Raw genomic sequence first — 25,310 nt, 5'->3', positions numbered from 1 at the left:
ATGCAAATCATTCTGCTCGAAAAAGTAGCTAACCTGGGTAACCTGGGTGACGTGGTCAAGGTTAAAGACGGCTTCGCCCGTAACTTCCTGATCCCGCAAGGCAAAGCCAAGCGCGCCACCGAAGCCAACCTGAAAGAATTCGAAGCACGCCGTGCAGACCTGGAAAAGGCGCAAGCCGAAATCCTGGTTGGCGCTCAAGCCCGTGCCGAGAAGCTGCAAGGCGTTTCCATCACCATCGCTCAAAAGGCTGGTGTTGACGGTCGTCTGTTCGGTTCCGTTGGCAACAGCGACATCGCTGAAGCCTTCACCGCTGCTGGCCACCCGGTCAAGAAGTTTGAAGTTCGTCTGCCGAATGGCGCCTTCAAGGCCATCGGTGAATACAACGTCGATCTGGCGCTGCACCACGATGTCGTGGTTGAAGCCCAGGTTGTGGTTGTTGGCGAGCAATAATCTGCTTGCCCGCCGCGGCGGGAACAGCAAGAAAAAAAGGGAAGCTCAGGCTTCCCTTTTTTGCGTCTGTCGCCCACATGTACCATTCTGTGGATTGGTCACATTTGAGGCGTACCAAACCCCACGCCGCTCATTATAATGAGACCCTTATCTGCCCCGGCACCCGAAGGACAGCGCCCGCATGAGCTCAAGTATCAATCCAACCGACATTGCCCGGGAAACGCTCAAGCAGCTGGCCATACGCCGGATCGCCCCGACGCCTGATCACTACGAAGAAATCTATCACAGCATTGCGGGAACGCCCGAAGAGCAGCGCCTGCACCCGCTGGCGCGCCTGCTGGAAGAACGCATTGCCGAGTTGCCGCGCCAGTCGCCGGAACTCTTGCGCAATCTGGATCAGTTCAAACGCGCCATCCGCGCGGGTGACTGGGAACGCGCACCTGAACTGATTTTCCGCTGCGTCGATCTGCAAGGTGGCCAGACCCGCCTGAGCCGCAGCTGGGCCGAACTGCTGCGTGAATTCATCCGCCAGTGGGACCTGCGCAACCCGGCCTACCCGGCCACCCGCAAGCAGGATTCGTTTGAAAAAGTCCTGATCAACTTCGGTAATGACCCGGCCGCGCTGAACGAAAAACTGGATGCTCTGGTCCGCGCCTGGTCCGAGACCACCTCCACCTCCGATACCGTTGAAGAAACCCTGCCTGCCGGCGCCATTGCTGCAGAGATCGACTCTGCCAGCGGCGACAGCGGGCTGGGACACTGGGAAGAATGGCGCGAATCGCTGGCGCAAGCGCTGGATCTGGGCCTGGCGGCACGCCTCACCCACTACCCCGACCTTGCCATTGATGCCTCCGCGCTGGCCCGCGAAGCGGAAGGCGTGCAGACCGAGAACGACCTGCGCAAATTCATCCCGCGCCTGAAAAAGTTCTGGATCAAGCTTGAACTCACCAACGATCAGGAAGAGCGCCTGTGTGATGGCCTGCTCAATCTGCTGCGCCTGCTGACCGACAATATCAGCGAAATCATTGTTGATGAAGAATGGGTGCACGGCCAGATTGCGGTCATCCAGAACATCATGTCGCAGCCGCTGGATATGCGGCTGATCTATGACGCAGAAGCCGGCCTCAAAGAGGTGATCTACAAGCAAAGCGTGCTCAAGCAGGGCCTGCGTGAGGCGCAAACGTCGCTCAAATCGGTGCTGACTTCGTTTATTGACCGGCTGGGCACCATTGCCGACAGCACGGATCAGTACCAGTCACGTATCAGCTTGTATAGCGACCAGATCGAACGCAGCAACAATCTGGCCGACCTGAAAACCGTGCTGGACAACCTAACCCAGGATACGCGCTCCATGCAGCTGGACGTGGTGCGCACGCGCGACGAACTACTGGAGGCACGGGCCCAGGCAGAAGAAGCGCAATCCCGCGTGAATCAGCTGGAAGGCGAATTGCGCGCGGTCAGCGAGAAAATCCGCGAGGATCAACTGACCGGGGCGTTGAACCGGCGTGGTCTGGAAGAAAGCATTCTGGTCGAAACCGCCCGCGCGCAGCGTAGCGGCAACCCATTGGCGCTGGTCTTGCTGGATCTGGACGACTTCAAGCGCCTGAACGACAGCAAAGGTCATAGCGCGGGCGATAAAGCCCTGATTCACCTCGTCGCCGTGGTCAAAGCCCTGCTACGCCCGACCGACCGCATTGCCCGCTATGGCGGTGAAGAATTTGTACTGCTGCTGCCGGATACGCCGCTGCAAGAGGCTGCACTGGCCATGATGCGCCTGCAGCGCGAACTGACCCGGCGTTTTTTCCTGCACAACAACGAAAAGGTGCTGATCACCTTCAGCGCGGGCGTTACACTGCTGCAGCAAGGCGAACCGGGCAACAAGGCGATTGATCGCGCCGATGCGGCAATGTACCGCGCCAAGAAAGCAGGCAAGAACCGGGTGGAGGTCGAATCCCCTGTACCTTCTGACGCAGGCCCGGCCACCGGGGCTTGATCATGAAAAAAGGACGGCTTTAGCCGTCCTTTTTTTGTCTGGAACACCCGGTGGCAATCAGATGAACAGTTCATCCGGATTGCAGACCGCCGTACCCAGTTTGCCCACCACAATGCCGGCAGCCCGGTTGGCCCACAGCATGGCATCCGGCAGTTCCTGCCCGGCGGCCAGCATCAGCCCCAGTGTGCCGATAACCGTATCGCCAGCGCCAGAGACATCAAACACTTCACGCGCCACGGTCGGCATATGCGCCACGCCCTGCTTGCGGAACAGCGTCATACCCTCTTCGCTGCGCGTGACCAGCAGCGCATCCAGATCAAGCTGCTCACGCATGGATTGCGCCTTGGCGACGAGGTCTGCCTCATCGCGCCAGTCACCCGCCACCTGACGGAACTCAGAGCGATTGGGCGTCAGCAACGTGGCACCACGGTAGCGGGAGTAATCGTCACCCTTCGGGTCGATCAGCACCGGCTTGCCGGCATTGCGTGCCGCAGCAATCATGTCGAACACATGGTGCAGGCCACCCTTGCCGTAGTCCGACAGGATCACAACATCGTGATCCGGCAGCATGCGGCAGAAGTCATCAAGCTTGGAGGCGAGGATTTCGTAGCCGGGCGATTCTTCAAAATCAATGCGCAACAATTGCTGCTGGCGCGCCAGCACACGCAACTTCACGGTGGTGGCGATATTGGGATCGCGATACAGCGACGTGCTGACGCCATCCTCGTGCATCAGGCGCTCCAGCGTGTCACCCGCCTCATCCTGACCCACCACGCCCAGCAAGGTGGCTTTGCCGCCCAGCGCAGCGATATTGCGGGCCACGTTGGCCGCACCACCGGCGCGCTCTTCCGTTTTGCGGATATGCGCTACCGGCACCGGCGCTTCCGGCGAAATGCGCTTTACATCGCCAAACCAGTAGCGGTCCAGCATGACATCACCCACCACCAGCACCCGCGCGTGGCGCATGACCTCACGCAGGTGGGCGTGGTCTACTGCTGCATCAGAGACGACCGATTGCGTCATATTCAAATCCGTTATCGCGAACAATTGCCGGGTCGAACAGGTTACGACCGTCGATCACCACAGGCTGTTTCAGACGTGCCTTGATACCGGCAAAATCCGGCACCTGGAATTCCTTCCATTCAGTCACGATCAATAATGCGTCGGCGTTATCCAGGACGTCCATCAGCGTATTGCCATAAGTGATCTTGTCACCCAGGATGCGTTGCGCTTCGTGGATGGCCACCGGGTCAAACGCGCTGACCGTGGCGCCGCGCGCCAGCAAGCCTTCGATCACCACAAGGCTTGGCGCTTCGCGCATGTCATCGGTCTTGGGCTTGAATGCCAGGCCCCACACGGCAAAATGGCGACCCTTGAGGTCTTCGCCAAAGCGCTTGGTCACTTTCTTGACCAGCAGGCTCTTTTGCACGTCGTTGACTTCTTCAACGGCTTCCAGCACTTGCAGCGTCATCCCGTATTCGTTGGCGGTCTTGCACAGCGCCTTCACATCCTTGGGAAAACACGAGCCGCCGTAACCTGCGCCCGGGTACAAAAAGCTGTAACCAATGCGCGGGTCAGAGCCAATGCCTTTACGCACCAGTTCGATATCGGCACCCAGTTTTTCAGCCAGGTTGGCCAGTTCGTTCATGAACGAAATCCGCGTGGCCAGCATGGCGTTGGCGGCGTATTTGGTCAGTTCGGCAGAGCGGATATCCATGACCAGCATGCGTTCGTGGTTGCGCTGGAACGGCTGGTAAATGGTGCGCATGATGCGGATGGCGCGGTCGTCTTCGGCACCGACCACAATGCGATCCGGGCGCATGAAGTCTTCAATTGCAGCGCCTTCTTTCAGGAATTCCGGGTTGGATGCCACCGAAAACTCGATCTTCTCACCACGCTTTTCCAGTTCTTCCGCCACGGCCGCCTTGACTTTGTCAGCCGTGCCAACCGGCACCGTCGACTTGTCGACAATGACCTTGTATTCAGTCATGGCACGACCGATGTTGCGGGCAGCGGCCAGTACGTATTGCAGGTCGGCCGAGCCATCTTCATCGGGCGGCGTACCAACGGCGATGAACTGCACCGTGCCGTGCGCAACCGATTCATTGATGTCGGTGGTAAAGCGCAGGCGACCGGCCTGCACGTTGCGGGCGACGATGTCATCGAGGCCCGGCTCGAAAATGGGAATGCCGCCAGCACGCAGCATGTCGATCTTGCGTTGATCCAGATCGAGACAGACCACATCGTTGCCGTACTCTGCAAGGCAAGCCCCCGTGACCAGGCCAACGTAGCCGGTACCTACCACTGTGATTTTCATGAATCAGGCTTCCTTGATTTGTTGATTGAACTGTTGCAGCGTTGCAAACGGATCTTTGCTCTGCGTAATCGGGCGGCCCATGACAAGGTAATCTGCCCCGGCAGCAATGGCTGCCACGGGCGTCATGACACGACTCTGGTCATCCGCAGCAGCATCGGCCGGGCGAATCCCCGGGGTCACCAGTTTGAATTGCGCACCACACGCGGCCTTGAGCATGGCCGCCTCCTGGGCCGAACAGACCACGCCATCCAGGCCGCTGTCGCGGGCCAGGCGCGCCAGGCGCTCAACCTGCACATGCGGTTCCGGCAGGCCGATTTCGGCCAGTTGCGCGGCATCCATGCTGGTCAGCACGGTGACGGCAATCAGCAGCGGGCGTTGCGGCAAGGCTTCCAGCGCTTCACGCGTGGTTTCCATCATTTTGCGCCCGCCCGAGGCGTGCACGTTGACCATCCACACCCCCATCTGCGCAGCGACCTTGCAAGCCTGCGCCACGGTATTGGGAATGTCGTGAAACTTGAGATCCAGGAAAACATCAAAACCGCGCTTGACCAACCCTTCCACCACGGCCGGGCCGGCACTGGTAAAGAGTTCCTTGCCAACTTTCAGGCGACACTGCGCCGGCGTGACACGATCGGCAAAAGCGAAAGCAGAGGCCGCATCCGCGTAATCCAGCGCTACAACGATTCTTGGGTCTTGAGACATGGGTTCCTGTCTTTGTTGTTTCTAATGACAAATGATTACGCCCGGCACACAGGCAAACCGTAGCCTGACGCTACGGCCCTGCCCGTCAGCCAGGCTTATTGCGCATTGCGACTGCGCTTGCCCCGCACCGGCGCAAACGACTCCCAGCTGGTACACGCCGGGCAATGCCAGAAATATTGTCTGGCCTTGAAACCGCAATGGCTGCAGTAATACATGGATTGCTCACGGGTCGCCTCGTTGAGCAATTTCACAATGATTTCCAGATCCGACTTTTCGTTGTCCGGTGCGATCAGCAAGTGCGTTTCCAGCACGCGGCGCAACCCCGGCATGGTCGGGTGATTGCGCAGGCGATCGCGGATAAACGCGTAGGCTTCATCCATGCCGCTCTTGGACATGATGCGCTCATACAAGAGCTCCAGCACGTCCAGCTCGGGGTACTGGCTCAGCAAACGGGTCAACAGATTGGTGCCTTCATCGCCACGGCCGGTCGCGTCGTACGCCGCCAGCAACGGTCGGGCCACCAGCGCCAGATAGTCCGGATCTTGCGATTCAATGGCCAGCCAGAATTCAATGGCCGCCTCCGGGTTGCCGGCCTGAATGGCCAGCTCGCCCTGCAAGGAACGCGCGCGGGCGCACTGGCGATTGGCGACCAGCGCCGCTTCCAGTTCGGCCCGGGCCTCTTCCGGCTGCGAGCGCGCCATGGCTTGCTCTGCCAGTTCGCAATGAAACTGGGCGATTTCGTGCTGATAGGTATGGCTGTCGTCGCGCAACTGCTGGGCGATCTCGATTGCTTTGCGCCAGGCTTTTTCCTGCTGGTAAACGCCCAGCAGTTCGGTCCGCGCCTGACGGGCGTAATCGGTGTGCTGCAGCTCGGTCAGAATGGCCTCGGCGCGGTCATACAAGCCGGCGGCCATAAAATCCTGCGCCAGCTCAAACTGGGCCTGCTGGCGTTGCGCATCGTTCAGTTCCGGGCGTGCCAGCAATTTCTGGTGCATGCGGATGGCGCGTTCCAGTTCGCCACGGCGACGGAACAAGTGACCCAGGGTGAATTGCAGCTCAACCGTTTCTGCGTGATGGCGGGCCACTTCTACGTATACATCGACGGCGCGGTTGGTTTCGCCGTTGAGCAAATAGTTAAGACCCTTGAAATATGCCGCAGGCAGGGAGCGGGTTTCAGACAGGACGTGCTTGATGTCGATCCGCGCGGCCAGCCAGCCAAGGCCGAAAAAAGCCGGGAACGCAATCAACCACCAGTATTGTGAATCAACCATTGGACTAAACCTGGCCAGTACGAGCCGGCATTATCATTATTCTGGAAATAAAGCTGTGTGACTTAAAGCATATCGCGCGGCGGCTCTACGGCGACGGCCTCTGCCGTGGCCACCGGGGCCACGGTGCTGCGCGCGCGCAATTCCTTGCGCAGACTGACGAGTTCACGGCGCATGCGCACCACGCGGGTCAGCGAGGCCAGCAGGCCCAGTGCCACGCCGGCGACAAAGAACACCAGCAGGATCATGGACAGCGGCGCAGTCCATTCGTACCCGGCAAAGAACCGCAGCGAGGTGTTATCCCCGTTGCGCATGGCAAAACCCAGCAAGACCACGAACACGATCAGCTTGATAAGCCCGTAAACATATCGCATCTTTTTTCCACGCTATCCGGAGTATTTATGGCGGTATTGTAGCCGATTCAGGCATTGGGGCCATGTCAGGAATTTCCGTGTATTTGTTTCAGGCTTGTAGTGCCGTTGCTGCCACTACGCCGCCGCCAGAGCACCACACTGCCTGACGCGGTTTTGCGGCCAGGCGCTGCGCATAAAAAAACGGCTCCCGAAGGAGCCGTTTTCTATTACGGGCCATAAAAGCCAGGTATTACAGGAGCTCGTCTACGCGCTCGCGCAATTCCTTGCCAGCCTTGAAGTGCGGCACGAACTTTTCCGGAACCTCGACACGCGTGCCGGATTTCGGATTGCGCCCCACCCGCGGTGGGCGGTAGTTGAGGTCAAAGCTGCCAAAACCGCGGATCTCGATGCGCTGGCCTTGAGCCAGGCTCTTGCCCATTGCATCGAGAATGGTCTTGACGGCCAACTCAGCATCTTTCGTCACCAGTTGCGGGTAGCGCATGGTGAGCTTCGAGATGAGTTCGGACTTCGTCATGCTGCCGCGTTCCTTATTCGTTGGAACCGGACAGCTTGGCCTTCAGCAGTGCGCCCAGGCTGGTGGTGCCGGCATTGCCAGCGTCAGCGGTATTGGACAGACGGCTCATTGCGTCCTTCTCGTCGCCCATGTCCTTGGCCTTGATCGACAGGTTGATCGAACGGTTCTTGCGATCAACGTTGATGATCATGGCTTCGACTTCGTCGCCTTCCTTCAGCACGGAACGGATGTCTTCCACGCGATCGCGGGAGACTTCAGTAGCACGCAGGTAGCCTTCAACTTCTTCGGTCAGACCGATCACGGCACCCTTGGCGTCCAGGGACTTCACAGTACCCTTGACGATTGCGCCCTTGTCGCTGGAACCAACGTAGTTGTTGAACGGATCACCTTCCAGTTGCTTGATGCCCAGGGAGATGCGTTCCTTGTCCACGTCGATGGACAGAACAACGGCTTCCACTTCGTCGCCCTTCTTGAAGTTGCGAACGGCTTCTTCGCCGGCAACGTTCCAGGACAGGTCGGACAGGTGAACCAGGCCGTCGATGCCGCCCGGCAGACCAACGAACACGCCGAAGTCGGTGATCGACTTGATCGCGCCCTTGAGCTTGTCGCCCTTCTTGAAGTTTTCAGCGAACTCATCCCACGGATTAGCCATGCATTGCTTCATGCCCAGGCTGATACGACGCTTCTCTTCGTCGATATCCAGGATCATCACTTCGACTTCGTCGCCCAGAGCAACAACCTTGGACGGATGAACGTTCTTGTTGGTCCAGTCCATTTCGGACACGTGAACCAGGCCTTCGATGCCTTGTTCGATTTCCACAAATGCGCCGTAGTCGGTCAGGTTGGTTACCTTGCCGAACAGACGGGTGCCTTGCGGGTAGCGACGGGACAGGCCAACCCACGGATCTTCGCCCAGTTGCTTCAGACCCAGGGACACGCGGTTCTTCTCTTGATCGAACTTCAGCACCTTGGCTTCAACTTCATCGCCAACTGCCAGCACTTCGGACGGGTGCTTCACACGACGCCATGCCAGGTCGGTGATGTGCAGCAGGCCGTCGATGCCACCCAGATCAACGAACGCACCGTAGTCGGTGATGTTCTTGACGATACCCTTGACCACAGCGCCTTCGCGCAGGGTTTCGAGGAGCTTCTGACGCTCTTCGCCCAGGGACTCTTCCAGCACGGCGCGACGCGAAACAACCACGTTGTTGCGCTTGCGATCGAGCTTGATCACCTTGAATTCGATTTGCTTGCCTTCGAACGGGGTGGTGTCCTTGACCGGGCGGATATCTACCAGGGAACCCGGCAGGAACGCGCGCAGGCCGTTGACCATCACAGTCAGACCGCCCTTGACCTTGCCAGAGATCACGCCGGTCATGACCAGGCCCTTCTCCAGAGTGTCTTCCAGCTCGATCCAGGCGGCCAGGCGCTTGGCCTTTTCGCGGGAGAGCTTGGTTTCGCCGTAGCCGTTTTCCAGGCTGTCGATAGCGACGGGAACGAAGTCGCCAATCTTGACTTCGACTTCGCCGTTATCGTTCTTGAATTCTTCCAGCGGAATCAGGGATTCCGACTTCAGACCGGCGTTCACGGTCACGAAGTTATTGTCAATACCGACGACTTCTGCGGTAATTACTTCACCAGCGCGCATTTCCTGGCGCGTGAGGCTTTCTTCGAAAAGCGCGGCAAAGCTTTCCATCGAGTCGTTAAAGGTAGCAGTGGTCATGTGAATGAAAGGTTCCAGCATCTTCAGGCTGACGCCCGAAGGGGGGTTAGTTAATCACGGACCCGGCGTGCTTTGCGCGCGCCAGGCCAGGTGTTGTTCCGCAAACGCGAAAACCACCGTGGTGGATGACACAGTCATGTCATCCACCACGGTGAGCTTGCGATAGTACAGGATTCTGCCAAGCCGATCAAGTATTTAGCGACGATTTGCCGCTTGCCACCAGTCCAGAATCTGCTTCACGGCGGCGTCGATATCCATGGCGGATGTATCGAGCAAATGCGCATCCGGCAATTGCTTGAGCGGCGCCACGGCGCGCGCGCGGTCGCGCTCGTCGCGGGCATGCAGGTCTGCGGTGATGGCGGCCAGATCGGCCTCTTCACCGCGCGCCAGCAATTGCTTGTAACGGCGCTCGGCGCGCACTTCGGCGCTGGCGGTCAGAAAGACCTTCAGCGGTGCCTGCGGAAACACCACCGAGCCCATGTCACGACCGTCGGCCACAAGGCCGGGGACGTGGGCAAAGGCACGCTGGCGTTCCAGCAAGGCGGCCCGTACCTGGGGCAACGCGGCCACTCTGGAGGCGCCCACGCCGATGGACTCGGTGCGGATGGCGGTGCTGACTTCGCTGCCACACAACAGGATGTGTTCACCATCAAACTTCACATCCAGCGTCTGCGCGACATTGGCGACGCCGCCCTCGTCATCCCACGGTACACCGGCACGGGCGGCAGCCAGCGCGGCAAGGCGGTACAACGCGCCTGAATCCAGATAATGAAACCCGAGGGCTGCGGCGACGCGTTGCGCCACAGTCCCCTTACCCGAGGCGGAAGGACCGTCTACTGCGATGACCGGTACGAGCAAACTATGCATTACTTGCCCGCCAGGATGCTTTCGATACGGGCGAGTTCGTCAGCGCTGAACGCCAGGTTGTCGATAGCACCCAGGTTTTCATGGATCTGCTCGACGCGGCTGGCGCCAATGATGACGGTGGTGACGGTACGCAGCGCCCAGGCCAGCGACATTTGCGCCAGGGTCTGGCCACGGGCCACGGCGATCTCGTTCAGTTGCTTGACTTGCGCCAGGCGCAGATCGACCTTGTCCACGGTCAGGAACGGGTTGCCGCTGTCGGCCGCGCGCGAATCCGCCGGCACGCCATTCAGGTAACGGCTGGTCAGCAGACCTTGTGCCAGCGGGCAGAAGGCGATCGAACCAATGCCTTCTTCGTTCAGCACGTCAGTCAGGCCGTCTTCGATCCAGCGATCAAACATGGAGTACGACGGCTGGTGAATCAGGCACGGCGTGCCCAGTTCTTTGAGCACGCGCGCCGCTTCACGGGTTTGTTCGGCCGAGTACGACGAAATACCGACGTACAGTGCCTTGCCCTGACGCACGATGGCATCCAGCGCGCCCATGGTTTCTTCGATCGGGGTTTCCGGGTCCGGACGGTGCGAATAGAAAATATCCACATAATCAAGGCCCATGCGCTGCAGGCTCTGATCCAGACTGGCCATCAGGTATTTGCGGCTACCGAAATCACCGTACGGGCCGTCCCACATTTGCCAGCCGGCTTTGGTCGAGATGATCAGTTCGTCGCGATAGGCTTTCAGGTCAGTGGCCAGCACGCGGCCAAAGGTCGATTCTGCCGAGCCCGGGGGCGGACCGTAGTTGTTGGCCAGATCAAAGTGGGTGATGCCGGCGTCAAACGATTCCAGCACCATCTTGCGTGAGTTGTCGTACGCTTTGTTGTCGCCAAAGTTGTGCCACAGGCCCAGTGCCACGGCGGGCAGCTTCAGGCCGCTTTTACCGCAGCGGCGATACGGCATGCGCTCATAGCGCGCCGGATTTGCAACATAAGTCATGTGAGAGTGTCCTGTTTTCAGTGATTTTATTCTGGTGTGCGGTGACCGCACGTAGCCCCAACGAAAAGCGCCTGCACACGCAGGCGTTTTCTTGCCGGCGATGCCTCCACCGGCCCATCCATCTTACGGCGTCAGTTCTGCCTATTTATGACGCTGACCCCAGGCAACACGTGCGCAGCTGGCCGTCGCAAAGTACTCTTGCATGCCCTCGGTATTGCCTGTTTCAACCAGTGCAATAACGTGCTGCAACTGGCTGGCGCAGGATTTGAGATCGGCAAGAATGGCCTCACGGTTGGCCACGGCGATATCGCGCCACATTTCCGGATGAGAGCCCGCAATGCGGGTGAAATCACGGAAACCCGTGGCGGCAAAATCAAGGCAGGGTTGCGCATCCGCCTTGGCCAGTACCGCGTTCATATAGGCAAACGCCAGCAGATGGGGCACATGGCTGACGGCGGCAAAGATACCGTCGTGTTGCTCAGGGGTCATGGTATACACCCGGGCGCCACATTGCTGCCATAAGGTCTGTACCTGCTCCAGGGCATTCTGGGCAGTCTCGGCAAAGGGCGTCAGCACCACGCGGCGGCCTTCAAACAGCCCGTATTGTGCGGCAGCGGCACCGGAAAGATCAGACCCGGCGATCGGATGCCCTGGCACGCAATACGGCAGATGTTGCGGCAAATGCTGCCGGAACAGCGCGGCGACATCCTGCTTGGTCGAGCCGCCATCCGTCACGATGCAATCAGGTGCCAGGTGCGGCCCAATAGCCTGCATCAAGGCGCCCATCTGCCCGACGGGCGTCCCCAGCAGCACCAGATCAGCCCCCTGCACTGCCACTGCGGCATCGTGCGAGGCCTCATCGATCACGTTCAGCTCAAGTGCGCGCTCCAGATTGGTGGCATTGCGGCCGACGCCGACGACGTGCTGCACCAGCCGCGCACGTTTGAGCGCCAGGGCGAACGAGCCGCCAATCAGACCCGTTCCCAGCAGTACCAGCTTGCGCACGCCACTCATGCAGATGTCCCGTTCCCTGTTTTCGGCCTTGCCGGCTTGTTGTTTGATCGTTTGATCACAGCGGGCCGCCCACAGGCAGCCCGTTCGTTGAAATGAAGGCTTGTTACTGGATAACCAGCGTGGTCAATACCCGCACCAGACTGCGCTTGATGCTGGAGCCATCGGCCGGCGGGTTATCTACCGGCGTTTCCTTGATGCGCAGCGTGTACAAGGTGCCCTGCTGCCAGGTAAACCCGTCAATGCCACCGTACAAGAGCGTCCATGGCTGATCAGCCGAATCGCGCACTTGCAGGCACTGCATCTGGCCGGCGCCGGCCGAGCAGGTAACGGTGTCCGGGGCGACCTGAATCACTTTCTCGCCACCGGTGGTTGCCGGTGCCGCCGCAGCGGCCGGTGCTTTGCCATCCGTGCGGACAAAGACCAGCAAGTCTTCGTTTGGCGTGGTGAAGGTCAGATGGCCAGCGGTATCCAGCTCGTAATAGCGGGCGGTATCCAGCAGTTTGAGAACGTCACTTTCCTTGACGCCGACACTGGCATCCAGGCAGGCCATGCGGGTACCGGCCAGCGGGCCGATCTTGAGACCATTCAATGTCTGGATCTGCCCCATAAACCGGTTGCAGCCAGAAAAGCCGCTGACATGGTTACCGTCAATCTTCAGCGTGACCGGGTTTTTGGCCTGTTCCGTTTGCGTCTGACCGGCCACGCGCCAGGATTGCAACTGATATTCGCCATCCAGCAACGAGCGGGCCTGCGCGGCTACGGCGGTGGCAGCAAACATGCCGGCCAGCAACGCGGTCTGGAAGAAAGTGCGGATACGCATGACATGGCTCCTGTTTTTATCGATAAACCTGTGCGACCACAGGAAGGCGAGCAGGTTTTATGACGTTGGCGGGAATTTTACCCGGAGATTGTGCTTTTCTGGCTGTTTTGTTGGCATTCGCGTTCAGCGCCAAGCGCCACGCACCGCCGACGCCCGCCCGACCATCCACCTTCGGGTAGATCGCGCGTGGCGGCTTACAAACTGCGCCCCACTGCCGTTGCAATCGCGCGCAGCGTGGTCATCAGTTTGTTGAGTTCATCCGGCGCCAGCGCCTGATCGGCATCACACCAGGCTTCGCACGGGTTGGGATGCATTTCGATCAGCAGACCATCCGCACCGGCGGCGACCGCAGCTTGCGCCAGCGCCGGCACCATCCAGGCTTTGCCACCGGCGTGACTCGGGTCAACGATGACCGGCAGATGGGTTTCGCGCTTGAGTACCGGAATGGCGGTGACATCCAGCACGTTGCGGTAGGCCGTTTCAAAGGTACGGATGCCACGCTCGCAAAAGATGATGTTGTGGTTGCCGCCCGCGGCAATGTATTCGGCCGACATCAACCATTCTGACACCGTGGCAGAGAGGCCGCGCTTGAGGATGACCGGTTTGTTGACGCGCCCTACTTCTTTGAGCAGATCAAAGTTCTGCATGTTGCGCGCGCCAATCTGGATGACGTCAACGTCGTACTCCATGAAGGTGTCGAGCATGCGCACGTCCATCAGTTCAGTGACGATGGGCAGGTTATGCTGGCGCGCGGCCTGTTGCAGGTAGTCCAGGCCCTGAACGCCCAGCCCCTGAAAGGTATACGGGCTGGTGCGCGGCTTGAACGCGCCGCCGCGCATCATGCGGCAGCCGGCATCGGCCACGGCCTGCGCCGACAAGGCCATCTGTTCCGGCGTTTCTACCGAACACGGCCCGCCGATCACCTGAATTTGTTCGCCCCCGATGGGAATGCCCCGCACACGGATGACCGAACCCGCCGGATGCGTATCGCGCGAGACGATTTTGTAGGGCTTGGTGATGCGATTGACGCGCGTCACGCCTGGCAGCATTTCCAGATGCGCTGCATCCAGTTTGTCTTCATCGCCAATGGCGCCGATCAAGGTAAGCTCGGCCCCGCGTGAGAGATGCTCACGCAATCCGGCTTTGTGGATTTCGGCAATCACGCCCTGGATTTGCGCGTCAGTCGCGCCGGTGCTCATTACGATAATCATCAGTTTCTTCCGTGCAATGCCGTTCTGCTTGCGAGGGGATCGATTGTAATTCGGCAAGCAGGCAATTTTGTTGTCATAAATACGCTTGAAGGCCGACCAACTGACCAGCGCTGTTCATCTACATTTAACAAACAACTTGAGAAGGCTGCCACCCCGGTATGGATCTTGTCGCCCACCTGCTTAACAGTCTGTTCACCATGGCCTCTCTTGTGGAAGCCCGTGATCCTTATACCGGCGGGCATCTGTGGCGTGTTTCCCAATTGTCTTACCTGATGGCGCAGGATCTGGGCTTGCCGCCCGAAGCCGTGGCGCAAATCACGCTGGGCGGCTTTTTGCATGATCTGGGCAAGATTGGCGTGCCTGACGCCATTTTGCACAAACCCGGCCCGCTGACCGACGAGGAATACGCCACCATCCGCACCCACCCGGAAACCGGCGCGCGATTGCTGGGCAACCATCCGCTGGCTTATCTGGCGATCGACGCAGTGCTCAAGCATCACGAAACCCCGGACGGCAAAGGCTACCCGCAAGGGCTGGCCGGCGAGGATATTCCGCTGGCGGCCGGCATTGTCGGCATTGCGGACGCGTTTGATGCCATGACATCGACCCGGCCGTATCGCCAGGGCATGCCGATCAACACGGCGCTGGACATCATCCAGAGCAAGCTCGATACCCAGTTTGACCGCGTACTGGGCGAGCGGTTTATTGAAATGGGCCGGACGGGCGTGTTTGATGAGGTGGTCGGCCATTCAGAGCCTGGCGTGCGGCTGCAAAGTTGCCCCAGTTGCGGCCCGATCATTGCGGTGCCGCGCCGCACCCGCAGTGGCGACATCGTCGCCTGCCCCGCTTGCCGCACGCGGATCAAGGTGGTTGGCAATCATGAAGACTGGATGCTGGTGCCGCTGCCAGAAAAAGAAAGCGCTCCGCCACTGCAACTGGACCCTGACCTCGTGCGCGCCATGGCGCACACCATCCGCACCGCACTGGGCGAGTCAGTCCGCGTCAGCGGCTAAAGCCAATCCGTCAGGCGCTGCGGAACTGTTCTGCGGCGACGCGCAGGTAGTAGAACATCGACACAATGGTCAGCAGACCGGCGATATACAGCGCAGCCGTACCGACAGCCTGGGTAGACAGGCCGGGAATGAAGTTGCTTTGCCACAGCAGCAGCAAGATGGCGACCATCTGCGCCGTGGTTTTCAGCTTGCCGATATAGGCCACCGCCACACTTTTGGACTTGCCCAGTTGGGCCATCCACTCGCGCAGGGCAGAAATGGTGATTTCACGGCCGATGATGATCACCGCCAGCCAGGACGGCGCACGCATCAACTCGACCAGCAGGATCAACGCGGCGGCGACCATGAGTTTGTCAGCCACCGGATCAAGAAACGCGCCAAAGGAAGAGGTCTGGTTCCAGCGACGGGCCAGGAAGCCGTCAAACCAGTCTGTCAGCGCTGCCACCGCAAAGATGATCGCCCCGGTCATGTTCTTCATGGGCATGGAGATGACCGAATCAGGCAGATAGAACAAACCGACAAATACCGGAATGGCTGCAACACGTAACCAGGTCAGGAAAATCGGCAAGTTGAAAGGCATTGCGGATGGCCAGATCGCATAAAAGTCAGCATTCTAACAGGTGCGCGGCTTTCGGGGCGAAACCTTACGCTTTCGCCCCGCCGTTGCCGCCAGATTGCAGGCGGCAAAGCAACACGCTTACCCGCGCAGTGCCCCGTAGATTTTCTCCGCCAGATCGCGGTTGATGCCCTCCACCTGGATCAGGTCATCCACGCTGGCGGCCTTCACCCCTTGCAAGCCACCAAAGCGCGCCAGCAATTTCTGGCGGCGCTTGGGGCCGATGCCTTCAATCTCTTCCAGACTGGATGCCACCCGCGCCTTGGCACGCTTGGCACGGTGGCCGGTAATGGCAAAACGGTGCGATTCATCCCGAATCTGCTGTACCAGGTGCAAACCGGCGTGATCACGCGGCAATTGCACGCTTTCATGCGTGGTGGCGAAAATCAGTTGTTCCAGACCGGCCTTGCGCGTTTCGCCCTTGGCCACGCCAATCAGGATCGGCTGGGTCAGGCCGACTTCTGCCATGACTTGCTCTGCCATGGCCAGCTGGCCCTTGCCGCCGTCGATCAGCACCACGTCCGGCACCTTGCCCTCGCCCGCCGCAATTTTGCCGTAGCGGCGGGTCAACACCTGGCGCATGGCAGCGTAATCATCCCCACCGGTAATGCCGGTGATGTTGTAGCGCCGATACTGGCCGGGCTGGATATCGCCATCATCAAATACCACGCACGACGCCACCGTCGCCTCGCCCATGGTGTGGGAGATATCAAAGCATTCAATGCGCTGGGTTTCATCGGGCAAATCCAGTGCCTCGATCAGCGCTTGCAGGCGTCCGGCCTGGCTGGCCGAATGGGTATTGCGCTGGGTGATGGCCAGTTCGGCATTCTTGCGCGCCATCTCCAGCCACACACGGCGCTCGCCATTGGGATTGCTGTTGATCGCCACCTTGCGGCCAGCCTGATCGCTCAGCAACTGGGTCAGCACTTCGGCATTGGCCGGCGGCGGCGTACAGATCACCACCGGCGGCACGTTGCGATCCAGATAATGCTGGGCGAGGAAGGCTTCCAGCGCTTCGGCATCGTCGTAATCGGCCGCGTTGCTGGGGAACAGGTTCTTGTCGCCCACATGGCGGCCACCGCGCACCATGGCCAGGTTCAGGCAGACCGCGCCATCCTTGACCACGGCCGCGACAATGTCGGCATCCAGTTCGCTGGTATTGCTGGAAACAAACTGTTTTTCCTGGATACGCGCCAGCGCCTGGATCTGGTCGCGCACGCTGGCGGCTTCTTCAAAATTCCACGCTTCCGACGCGGCCGCCATGCGGGCTTCCAGCTCTTTCAGCAAAGCGTTGGCCTGACCGTTGAGAAACAGCACCGCGTTATGCACATCGCGCCGGTAGTCTTCGGCCGAAATGTGATCCACACAGGGCGCCGAACAGCGCTTGATCTGGTACAGCAAACAGGGGCGCGAGCGGTTGGCGTACACGCTGTCTTCACAGGTGCGCAGCTTGAACACTTTCTGCAGCATCTGGATGCTTTCTTTCACCACATAACCGTTCGGAAACGGCCCGAAATACTGGTTGCGCTTGTCCAGCGTGCCCCGGTAATAGGCCAGTCGCGGGCTTTTGTGCCCGGTCACGACCAGATAGGGGTAACTCTTGTCATCGCGAAACAGGATGTTGTAACGCGGGCCCAGCGCCTTGATCAGGTTGTTTTCCAGCACCAGCGCTTCGGCTTCAGAGCGCACCACCGTGGTTTCAATCCGGTCCACCTGGGTGAGCATCAGCTTGATACGCGGGCTGTGGTCGTTCTTCTGGAAATAAGACCCCACCCGCCGCTTCAGACTGATGGCCTTGCCGACGTAAAGCACTGTGCCGTCCTGCGCCAGCATGCGGTATACGCCAGGCAGATTGGGCAGCGCCTTGACGACGGCCAGCAGGCGCTCGCTGCGCGCTTCCAGGCTTTCAGGATTGATTGCGGGATCGGACATAGGGGTCATTGAAACAAAAACAAGACGCCATTCTAGCAACGACTGGCGCAGATGGATGCGGACTGATCAGGGTTGCCGGGCGATATCGGCCGGCTCGCCAGAGGCCGCAGCCGACGCTGTCTCGGCCGGGGCTTCAGGCGGCGGCAAAGAAAAAACCGGCGCGGCCACATCATTACCCTGCTCGACCAGATACACAAAGGCCAGCAATTCGGCAACCGCGCGGTACAGCGAGGCCGGGATATGGTCATCCAGATCAAGCTGCGACAACAACGAGACCAGTTCGGGCGACTGGTGCACGAACACGCCGGCCTCGCGGGCTTTTTCAATGATGGCCTGGGCTACCAGCCCCTTGCCCGTCGCCACCACCCGCGGCGTGGAACCCTCGGTATACGCCAGCGCCACGGCGCGCGCGCGGGCGTCAGGCTTACTGGCCATCGGCGGGCTCCTTCACGCTGGCAAAGGCGACCGAAGCCAGCTCCAGCCCGGCGCCTTCAAACTGGTTATCCAGCGCGGACTGGGCCGACTGCAATTCCTTGATGGCCTCGGGCGAGGCCTTGAATTGCAGGTTGAACTGGCCCTGATACAGCACGGCGCTGATCGCCACGTGGCCCAGGTGCGGCATATCCAGATTCAGCGTGGTGCGCCATTGCCGGTCGGCCGGATCCGCGTAGGCCGCATTGCGGCCCTGGTCATCAGCCTGCACGCTCCATTGCATTTGCTGGCCTGGCCACGCCTGGCCTTGCCACAGAATGGCCTGGCGGTCGATGGCATCCAGTTGCCGTTGCACAAGACCGGCCAGCGCCGCTTGCTGATCTGGCGTACCGGTAAGGTGATTCATGTTGGCACCAGACAAATCGGGCCGGTTGCCTGCCGCCGTGCTGGCCGCTTTCATGCTGGCCACATCCTGGCTGGTCAAATCCTTGATCAGGGTCGAGGCGGTTTTGCTGTCCGTCGCCGCGGCGGTCTGGGTTGAGGCTTGCTGCGCCAGGCGGGCTTGCGGCTCTTGCTGCAGCGTTTGCAGGCTGCGCTGGCCATCCACCCACTGGGCCTGGTGCGACTCATAAAACAGGCCGGATTGATCCAGGGTTTGCGCCAGTTTGCCGGCCAGGTCTGCCGCGTTGGGCGCGCCTTCAAACAACGGTGCAGCCGCGCTGGTTTGTGCCGTTTGTGCGGTCGTGCCTGCCTTGTTGTTGCCCGCATTGAGCAGATCAGACAGATACCGGGCGCCATTGGAGAACTCGGTCGACACACCCGGGTGATAATCGGGCGAGGTCGCGCTCGACAACGCAAAAGTCAGCGTCGGCCGGTTGGCCAGCACGGTCAGATCGAGTTTTTCACCGGCGGTGGCCCCCGCCGGCAGGTTGAGGTCCAGCAACTGGTTGTTGATCTGGACCGCAAAGCGGCCGTTACCCAGCGCGCCCATCACCGTGGCGGAAACTTGCTCGCCTTGCGTGAACAGTGCGCCAAGATCCGGCCGGGCCTCTGGCGTTTGTGTGGAATTGTTGAGGAGGAGCGCCTGCAGGGTGACGATTGCGTTACCGGGCAGCATGAGTCAGCGCAATCCTTCGGCGCGATACAGCGCCACGATCAGATCAGCCTCACCGCGCGAGATACCGCATTGCTGCGCCACGGCGGCAGAATCCGCACCCGTGCGGGCAAGACGAATAGCGTGGGCGTATGGGGTTTCGGTCAGGGGCTGGGCAACGGCGGTGGTATCGGCCACGCCAGCATCGCCGTGGTGTTCAACCGCCCAGGCCTGCTGCATGCTGTTGGCAGCCAGACGCACTTTCAGGAGTTCAAGCTCCTGGCGCAAAGCGGCCATTTCACCGGACATGGTTTCAATCCGCTGCTGGGTCTGGCGGGAAAGATGATGGGGCGAATTGGCTTTGCGTAAAAACAACAAAAGCTCGGCCACATAAAAAACCAGGAGCGCGAGCCCTGCATACAGTAGTTGTGGCCAGGTAATCAGGATGCCGTTCACGTGCCGCCTCTGTCACAGTTAAAACCGGCGACACGCCGGTTAACTACCGTACATGCGCCGCATTTTGTCGCCCGTTTGCAGGCTACGGATCGAACCCACCAATTCTTGCCGCCGCGCCATGGCCAGCGGAACAATCGCGTCGATCTGCGCCTGCGCAGTACGCATCAGCATCGCCAGTGTCTCGCGCTGGTCTTGCTGCATGCCCTGCCAGTCTACATCACCCAGCGTGTTGCTGATCTCGTTGAACCGGCCCGCGGTCTGCAGAAAATCATCCCAGTCTTTCGATTGCGCACTCAACAGCATCCGCGCGCAGCACGCTTCCATTTCACCATAGACTGCCTGCATATCAGGCGCGACCATAACTCAGTGCGCTGCGATTGGCGGCGTCGTCACCCGGGGCGGGCGTGGCAGGCGGCGGCGGTGTTACGGTGGTGCCACGGCTGTTCTGTTCGATGGTGTCCCAGGCTGATTTCAGATCGATCAGCAATTTGTTCACGTGATCGAGAATCTGCACGTTGTTCTCGATGTTGGCTTTGAACAACTGGGCAACCATGTGCTCGTACAAGGCATCCAGATTCTTGCCCAGCTCACCGCCTTTTTCCACGTCCAGCGACTGGCGCAGGCCTTCGTCGATGATCGCAATGGCCTTGCTGATCGACTGGCCCTTGTCGGCAATGTTGCCGGCCTGCATATGGTGCTTTGCCAGCCCGACGGCCTTGATCGCGCCTTCGTACAACATGACGACCAGTTTGAGCGGGCTGGCCGATGCCACGGCCATATCCACACTGTTCTGGCCATACGACGCCAGCGCTTTCTTGACGGCATAACTCATGCCACATCTCCAAATCTAACCACAACCACCCGCCGGGACAAACCCGGCGGCGCTGCCCTGCCCGCTTAGCTGCTGATCTTCGGCAGGTTCGCCAGTTGGGTGGTCAGGTAACTACTGGTGTTCTTCAACGTACCCACGGTGGTGTCCATCGCCGTGAACTGCTGCACATAATTGGCTTGAACCTGCGCCAGACGGGTCTGCATCTCGCTTTCTTGCGATTGCAGGCGCGTAATGCTGGCGTTAATGCTATCGGTCACACCTTTGAACAGGCCGTTATCGCTGGCCTTGGTCGAGACCATATTGCTGATGGCCTGGTTCAGATTATAGGAAAAACCCTGGCTATAGGTGACCGAACCCATGTCACCGGTCGATCCGGGAGCCAGGCTGATAATCATGCCCGCTGCATCTCCCGTGCCGACCAGCACGTTACCCGTGGCTGTGGCAGGCACGCCGCCAATGGTGGCTACGGCATCCGTCCCGGTGTTCTTGTTCGTTACAGAGAGGAAAGCCGGATCACTGGTACCGCCAGTCGCCGCCGTGGTGACCTGGATGCTGGAGGTCGAACCATAAGACGCGGAGGAAAACTGCAGCGCGCCATTGGCAAACGAGACGTTGGCCGACACGCCAGCCGCCTTGATCGCCGAGTCATTGTTCAGGGCGGTCTGGATGGCTGCGGCCAGATCGTTGCCGTTGTTATAGGTGGTCCCGTCCGTGAGCTTCACCGTGCCCGATTGCACACCGTCGATGGCGGCGGTGAAGAAATCGTTATCGGCACCAATGGTCAGCGGGAAAGTCAGGCCGGAGCCAGACGTCACCGTACCTTGCTTGGCCGGGCTGGTCACGTTGATGGCGTAGGTGCCGGCCTTGGTCAGCGTGGAGCTGGTGGAAACCACCGTCACCGAACCTGGCTTGCTGACCGAGGTGCCCGATGCAAACAGCGTGGCAATCGCCTGCGGATTGGACTGCGCGGACGAGGTCAGTTTGTCCTGATCCAGCGTCATGTTGCCCTTATCGTCAAAACCGACGCCGACGTCGAACAGGCTCTGGTAGGCATTGCTGCCGCCCAGCGCCTTGTTGAACACGCTGCGCAACTGGGTCTTGATCGAATTGAGCGAATACTGGCCGTTCAGAATGCCGGCCGTTTGCGTGGTGGTGTCGTAGCCCGTCAGGCTGGAGAGCTGCGACATGAAACTGTTGTAGCCATCGACCATGGCCTGCACGTTCTTCACCAGCGAGGTGGTATCGGTGCCAATGGTCAGCGTGGTGGCGTCGGTGTTGGTGCCGGTCAGGTTCAACGTCACGCCGGAGAGCACGTCGTTGATGGTATTGGTCGGCTTGGAGATGTTGATCCCGTCCAGGCTGAACTGGGCATCTTGCGCCTTTTGCGTCACCGACATGCTGTTGGTGGTCGAGGCCGGATCATAGGTGAAGGCGTTCAGGCCGGTGTCGCCATTGGCGCCCGTGGCCGTGATCTTCATGCCGTTGACCGCGCCCGACGTGTTGGACGACAACGCCAGACGGAAACCGTTGCCGTCGTTGATCACGCTGGCCGTTACACCGCCCTTGGCCGCGTTGATGGCGTCACGCAGACCAAACAGGTTGTTGTTGGTCGAGTCGATATTGACCGTGATCGATTGTTGCGTGGCATTGGCCGAAAAACCGCCGGAATCGCTGTAAGAGCCAAACGAAATGGTCAGCGAACCTGTCCCGACCGGGTTGTTCGGGCTGCTGACGTCCGCCGAGGCAATCACCTGGTTTTGTGCCAGCTGGCTGACGATCAGCGAGTGCGTGCCCTGCTGTGCAGAGTTGGTCGCCGTCGCCGTGCCCACCGAGGTATTGGCCAGCGTTGCCGTCGACAACTGCAGCTTGGTCGGGTCAGACAGCGCGGTCAGCGTGCTCTGGAAATCGGTCAGTGCGCCTTGCAGGGTACCCAGTGCAGACAACTGCGCGTCGTAGCTGGCTTCCTGCTTTTGCAAGGCCAGCAACGGTTGCTGCTCAACCTGCATCAACTGCGAAATGATGCCGGAGACGTCAATGCCGGAGCCGACACCCATGGAGGTAATCGCCCCCAACCCGCTGCTACTGCTCAGACCACCGGAAATACTGCTGCTCGGCGTGGGCGATGCAGTCGGTGTGGGCGTCGGCGTCGGTGTAGGCGTCGGCGTAGGGGTGGGAGAAATGCTCGAGGTCATGGGTAACTCCTGGCGTGCGTGCCCCCATCATACCAGTCAGTTATGCCAACTGGCTGACGATCAATGTATCGAGGGCGCCCGCATTACAAATCGGACAGAACGGCCTGCGGCAAGTTCGCCGCCTCTATCCAGTGATATCGGCCGTTCAGGCTTTATCTTTAATCAGCAAGCCTTCAAATTGTCCGATGGCCTTGGCAATGGCAATGGCCTGCTCGCTGGGAATCTGCCGGATCACGTCTTTGGTTTGCGAATCGATCACCTTGACGATGTGGGTCTGGCTATCCGGGTCTACCGAGAACTGCAGACTGCTGCCGTTCGGGTAATTCTTGACCGCTTCGTTGAGCTTGCCGACTGCGTCATTGACCTGGGTCGCATCGGCTTGCTGCCCGTTCTTGCCATCGTTGCTGTTGTTGCTGGAGCCAACGTTGCCGTTCTGGGTGACGGAACCGGTCTGCGCCGCTGTCTGGGTCTGACTGCCGGACTGGCCGGTGGTCGGCGACAACGCCGTGAGAGATTGAGTCAACTGCACTTGCATGAGTTATCTCCTTGAACGGAAAAACGCCCCGGCACGGTTTGAACCGGCCGGGGCATCATGCCTCCATACTACCTGAGACGTCTTGCGCCCGATTACTTCAGCAGGCTCAAGATGCTTTGCGGCAGCTGGTTGGCTTGCGACAGCATCGCGGTACCGGCCTGTTGCAGAATCTGCGATTGCGTCAGGTTGGCGGTTTCCGAGGCGAAGTCGGTATCTTCAATCCGGCTCTTGGCTGCCGACAGGTTGGTCACCGTGGTCGACAGGTTGGAGATGGTCGAAGTGAAGCGGTTTTGCAGAGCACCCAGTTGAGCGCGCTGGCTGTCGATGTACGATTGTGCATCGTCAGCGATACGCAGGGCTTGCGTTGCACCGTCAACGGTCGAGACATCCAGGCTTTGCACGGTCTTCAGCGAAGAAGTCATGGTCGAGCCGGAGGACAGGCCGTAAGAGGCGGTACCCGTGGAGTTCAGACCGGTGAACACACCGCTGGCGAAACCGGCACCACTGGTGGTGATGGAGTACGAGCTGGCGGAGTTCAGTACAACCTGACCACCGAAGGTGAAGCTACCCGAACCTGCAGCCGACTGGATAGCGGAACCCGAAGTGTACTGGGCCGAACCGGTCGAGTTGGTCGTGTCGTAGTTGTACTGGGTCACAGTACCACCGAAGCCGCTGGACACACCGCTGGCCGACGTCATCTGGATGTTGGCACCAGAGTTGTTGGTCAGCTTGATACCGTAAGTCACGGCACCGCTGGAGTCGGTGAAGGTTGCCAGTTGGGCCACAACGCCGGTTTGCGATTGTGCGTTGTTGAACGCAGTCACAGCCTGGTTGTAGTCGGACGCCGTCGGAGCCTGACCCGAAACAGACGAGGTCACGCTGAACGACACCGAAGCGTAGGTGTTGTTGTTCGAAGCAACAGCCAGCGAGTAAGAACCCGAACCGAACGACAGATCAACTTCAGTCGAAGCAGTTGCGGTTACGCCGGTGTTGGCAGCGTTGATCTTGGCGGCCACATCAGAAGCCTGGTCAGTACCGGAAACCGAAACCGACTTGCCGTTGATGGACATGGTACCGCTGGAGGTCACCACAGCGCCGGTCACGGCCACAGTGGCGGTGCCACCGATTGCGCCTTCAGTCGAACCGGTCACTTCGTTGGTGTAAGCCAGTTGGCCAGTACCGTTACCGCCACCCATCTGGAACGTACCGTACTGGGAAGTACGGAAGTTGCCCATGGTTGCAGTGATGGTCTGGTTGGCGTTGGCACCAACTTGATAGGTTGCAGCAGTGAAGCTGCCGTCGAACAGGTTCTGACCGTTAAACTGGGTAGTTTGAGCGGTACGGTCCAGTTCGGACACCAGTTGGTTAACTTGAGCGTTCAGGGCCTGGCGGTCGGACGTGGAGTTCGTCGCGTTGCCGGACTGAACGGCCAGTTGGCGGATGGATTGCATCATGTCGCTCATCTGGCCCAGAGCACCTTCCGCAGTCTGCGACAGCGAAACGCCGTCGTTAGCATTGCGGGATGCCTGATTCATGCCGTTGATTTGCGACGTCATGCGATCGGAGATCGCGAGGCCGGCGGCGTCATCCTTGGCGCTATTGATACGCAGACCGGACGACAGGCGTTCCAGCGACGTATTCAATGCGTCCTGGGACTTGCCCAGGTTTTGCTGAGCCTGCAGCGACGCTACGTTTGTATTGAGAACCAAAGACATTTGGTAGCTCCTCGATAGGGGGTTTTGCGTTCAACGTTCAGACGCATCACCGCGTCCTTGGACTGTTTATCGGAGGGCCTGAAAATAACTTTAGGGAAATTTTGAAAAATTTTTCCGGAAATTTCTGACGCATTCGGAAAGTATAAGAAATTTCTGCTATACCCCTCCTGCCGTTCATCCCCCTTCCCCGCTGGAGCCCGCATTCACAGGCCATTTGCAGATTGGCGGGCAAAAAAAACGGCGAGCCGTGAA

Annotated in this window: 25 protein-coding genes; 3 read left to right on the top strand and 22 right to left on the bottom strand. The window is 59.7% G+C overall.

Features of this window, described 5'->3' with window-relative positions:
* Both rplI and IEX57_RS03075 read left to right on the top strand, forming a co-directional pair.
* Positions 1-450 (top strand): 50S ribosomal protein L9, encoded by a 450-nt coding sequence (gene rplI, locus IEX57_RS03080; protein ID WP_188702190.1) that lies wholly within the window; start codon positions 1-3, stop codon positions 448-450.
* A gap of 181 nt (positions 451-631) precedes the next feature.
* Positions 632-2,443 (top strand): sensor domain-containing diguanylate cyclase, encoded by a 1,812-nt coding sequence (locus tag IEX57_RS03075; protein ID WP_188702189.1) that lies wholly within the window; start codon positions 632-634, stop codon positions 2,441-2,443.
* Between the two features lie 57 nt (positions 2,444-2,500).
* Here IEX57_RS03075 and rfaE1 read toward each other — a convergent pair whose 3' ends face one another.
* The 12 genes from rfaE1 to aroF form a co-directional block, all read right to left on the bottom strand.
* Complete coding sequence (gene rfaE1, locus IEX57_RS03070) at positions 2,501-3,466, bottom strand: D-glycero-beta-D-manno-heptose-7-phosphate kinase (RefSeq protein WP_188702180.1); 966 nt, start codon at positions 3,464-3,466, stop codon at positions 2,501-2,503.
* Positions 3,444-4,760: a UDP-glucose dehydrogenase family protein gene (locus tag IEX57_RS03065; protein WP_188702178.1), complete on the bottom strand. Its 1,317-nt coding sequence runs from the start codon at positions 4,758-4,760 to the stop codon at positions 3,444-3,446. Before IEX57_RS03065 ends, rfaE1 begins: the two co-directional genes overlap by 23 nt.
* 3 nt (positions 4,761-4,763) lie before the next feature.
* Complete coding sequence (pyrF, locus tag IEX57_RS03060; RefSeq protein ID WP_188702175.1) at positions 4,764-5,462, bottom strand: orotidine-5'-phosphate decarboxylase; 699 nt, start codon at positions 5,460-5,462, stop codon at positions 4,764-4,766.
* 95 nt (positions 5,463-5,557) lie between these two features.
* A complete protein-coding gene (lapB, locus tag IEX57_RS03055; RefSeq protein WP_188702174.1) occupies positions 5,558-6,733 on the bottom strand; it encodes a lipopolysaccharide assembly protein LapB in 1,176 nt (391 codons plus the stop codon).
* 62 nt (positions 6,734-6,795) lie between these two features.
* Positions 6,796-7,104 carry a LapA family protein gene (locus IEX57_RS03050; RefSeq protein ID WP_188702172.1) on the bottom strand — a complete coding sequence of 103 codons (309 nt, stop codon included), beginning with the start codon at positions 7,102-7,104 and terminating at the stop codon, positions 6,796-6,798.
* Positions 7,105-7,333: 229 nt separating this feature from the next.
* The gene (locus IEX57_RS03045) at positions 7,334-7,618 is read right to left on the bottom strand and encodes an integration host factor subunit beta (protein ID WP_184097507.1); all 285 of its coding nucleotides are present in this window, start codon (positions 7,616-7,618) and stop codon (positions 7,334-7,336) included.
* 13 nt (positions 7,619-7,631) lie between these two features.
* Positions 7,632-9,341 (bottom strand): 30S ribosomal protein S1, encoded by a 1,710-nt coding sequence (rpsA, locus tag IEX57_RS03040; RefSeq protein ID WP_188702170.1) that lies wholly within the window; start codon positions 9,339-9,341, stop codon positions 7,632-7,634.
* A gap of 195 nt (positions 9,342-9,536) precedes the next feature.
* Complete coding sequence (gene cmk, locus IEX57_RS03035; protein WP_188702168.1) at positions 9,537-10,208, bottom strand: (d)CMP kinase; 672 nt, start codon at positions 10,206-10,208, stop codon at positions 9,537-9,539.
* A complete protein-coding gene (gene mgrA / locus IEX57_RS03030) occupies positions 10,208-11,197 on the bottom strand; it encodes an L-glyceraldehyde 3-phosphate reductase (RefSeq protein WP_188702165.1) in 990 nt (329 codons plus the stop codon). The genes cmk and mgrA overlap by 1 nt, the downstream gene beginning before the upstream one ends.
* A gap of 141 nt (positions 11,198-11,338) precedes the next feature.
* Complete coding sequence (locus IEX57_RS03025; RefSeq protein ID WP_188702163.1) at positions 11,339-12,211, bottom strand: prephenate dehydrogenase; 873 nt, start codon at positions 12,209-12,211, stop codon at positions 11,339-11,341.
* 103 nt (positions 12,212-12,314) lie between these two features.
* On the bottom strand, positions 12,315-13,031 hold the full coding sequence (locus IEX57_RS03020; RefSeq protein ID WP_188702161.1) for an META and DUF4377 domain-containing protein: 717 nt from the start codon (positions 13,029-13,031) through the stop codon (positions 12,315-12,317).
* A gap of 194 nt (positions 13,032-13,225) precedes the next feature.
* Positions 13,226-14,242, bottom strand: a complete 1,017-nt coding sequence (aroF, locus tag IEX57_RS03015; protein WP_188702159.1) for a 3-deoxy-7-phosphoheptulonate synthase — start codon at positions 14,240-14,242, stop codon at positions 13,226-13,228.
* A gap of 158 nt (positions 14,243-14,400) precedes the next feature.
* Between aroF and IEX57_RS03010 the strand changes: the two genes are divergently transcribed.
* Positions 14,401-15,255 (top strand): HD domain-containing phosphohydrolase, encoded by an 855-nt coding sequence (locus tag IEX57_RS03010; protein WP_188702156.1) that lies wholly within the window; start codon positions 14,401-14,403, stop codon positions 15,253-15,255.
* Between the two features lie 10 nt (positions 15,256-15,265).
* Here the strand turns inward: IEX57_RS03010 and pgsA are convergent, their stop codons facing one another.
* From pgsA to IEX57_RS21325, 10 genes are all read right to left on the bottom strand, one after another.
* A complete protein-coding gene (pgsA, locus tag IEX57_RS03005; protein WP_188702154.1) occupies positions 15,266-15,835 on the bottom strand; it encodes a CDP-diacylglycerol--glycerol-3-phosphate 3-phosphatidyltransferase in 570 nt (189 codons plus the stop codon).
* Between the two features lie 117 nt (positions 15,836-15,952).
* Complete coding sequence (gene uvrC / locus IEX57_RS03000) at positions 15,953-17,803, bottom strand: excinuclease ABC subunit UvrC (protein ID WP_188702153.1); 1,851 nt, start codon at positions 17,801-17,803, stop codon at positions 15,953-15,955.
* Between the two features lie 66 nt (positions 17,804-17,869).
* Positions 17,870-18,238 carry an EscU/YscU/HrcU family type III secretion system export apparatus switch protein gene (locus IEX57_RS02995; RefSeq protein WP_188702150.1) on the bottom strand — a complete coding sequence of 123 codons (369 nt, stop codon included), beginning with the start codon at positions 18,236-18,238 and terminating at the stop codon, positions 17,870-17,872.
* The gene (gene fliK / locus IEX57_RS02990) at positions 18,228-19,352 is read right to left on the bottom strand and encodes a flagellar hook-length control protein FliK (RefSeq protein WP_188702148.1); all 1,125 of its coding nucleotides are present in this window, start codon (positions 19,350-19,352) and stop codon (positions 18,228-18,230) included. The genes IEX57_RS02995 and fliK overlap by 11 nt, the downstream gene beginning before the upstream one ends.
* A 3-nt stretch (positions 19,353-19,355) precedes the next feature.
* Positions 19,356-19,718, bottom strand: coding sequence for a DUF2802 domain-containing protein (locus tag IEX57_RS02985; RefSeq protein WP_188702146.1), 363 nt, complete (start codon positions 19,716-19,718; stop codon positions 19,356-19,358).
* Between the two features lie 105 nt (positions 19,719-19,823).
* Positions 19,824-20,129, bottom strand: a complete 306-nt coding sequence (gene fliT, locus IEX57_RS02980; protein WP_188702144.1) for a flagellar protein FliT — start codon at positions 20,127-20,129, stop codon at positions 19,824-19,826.
* 1 nt (position 20,130) lies between these two features.
* Positions 20,131-20,616, bottom strand: a complete 486-nt coding sequence (gene fliS, locus IEX57_RS02975; protein WP_188702143.1) for a flagellar export chaperone FliS — start codon at positions 20,614-20,616, stop codon at positions 20,131-20,133.
* Positions 20,617-20,681: 65 nt separating this feature from the next.
* Positions 20,682-22,808, bottom strand: coding sequence for a flagellar filament capping protein FliD (fliD, locus tag IEX57_RS02970; RefSeq protein ID WP_188702141.1), 2,127 nt, complete (start codon positions 22,806-22,808; stop codon positions 20,682-20,684).
* 145 nt (positions 22,809-22,953) lie between these two features.
* Positions 22,954-23,343 carry a flagellar protein FlaG gene (locus tag IEX57_RS02965; protein WP_188702140.1) on the bottom strand — a complete coding sequence of 130 codons (390 nt, stop codon included), beginning with the start codon at positions 23,341-23,343 and terminating at the stop codon, positions 22,954-22,956.
* 92 nt (positions 23,344-23,435) lie between these two features.
* Positions 23,436-25,058 (bottom strand): flagellin N-terminal helical domain-containing protein, encoded by a 1,623-nt coding sequence (locus tag IEX57_RS21325; RefSeq protein WP_188702138.1) that lies wholly within the window; start codon positions 25,056-25,058, stop codon positions 23,436-23,438.
* Between the last annotated feature and the right edge of the window lie 252 nt (positions 25,059-25,310).

The sequence above is a fragment of the Silvimonas iriomotensis genome, from assembly GCF_014645535.1.
Classification (GTDB): domain Bacteria; phylum Pseudomonadota; class Gammaproteobacteria; order Burkholderiales; family Chitinibacteraceae; genus Silvimonas; species Silvimonas iriomotensis.
The sequence above is the reverse complement of the archived record's forward strand: the minus strand, read 5'-3'. Positions and strand labels throughout refer to the sequence as shown.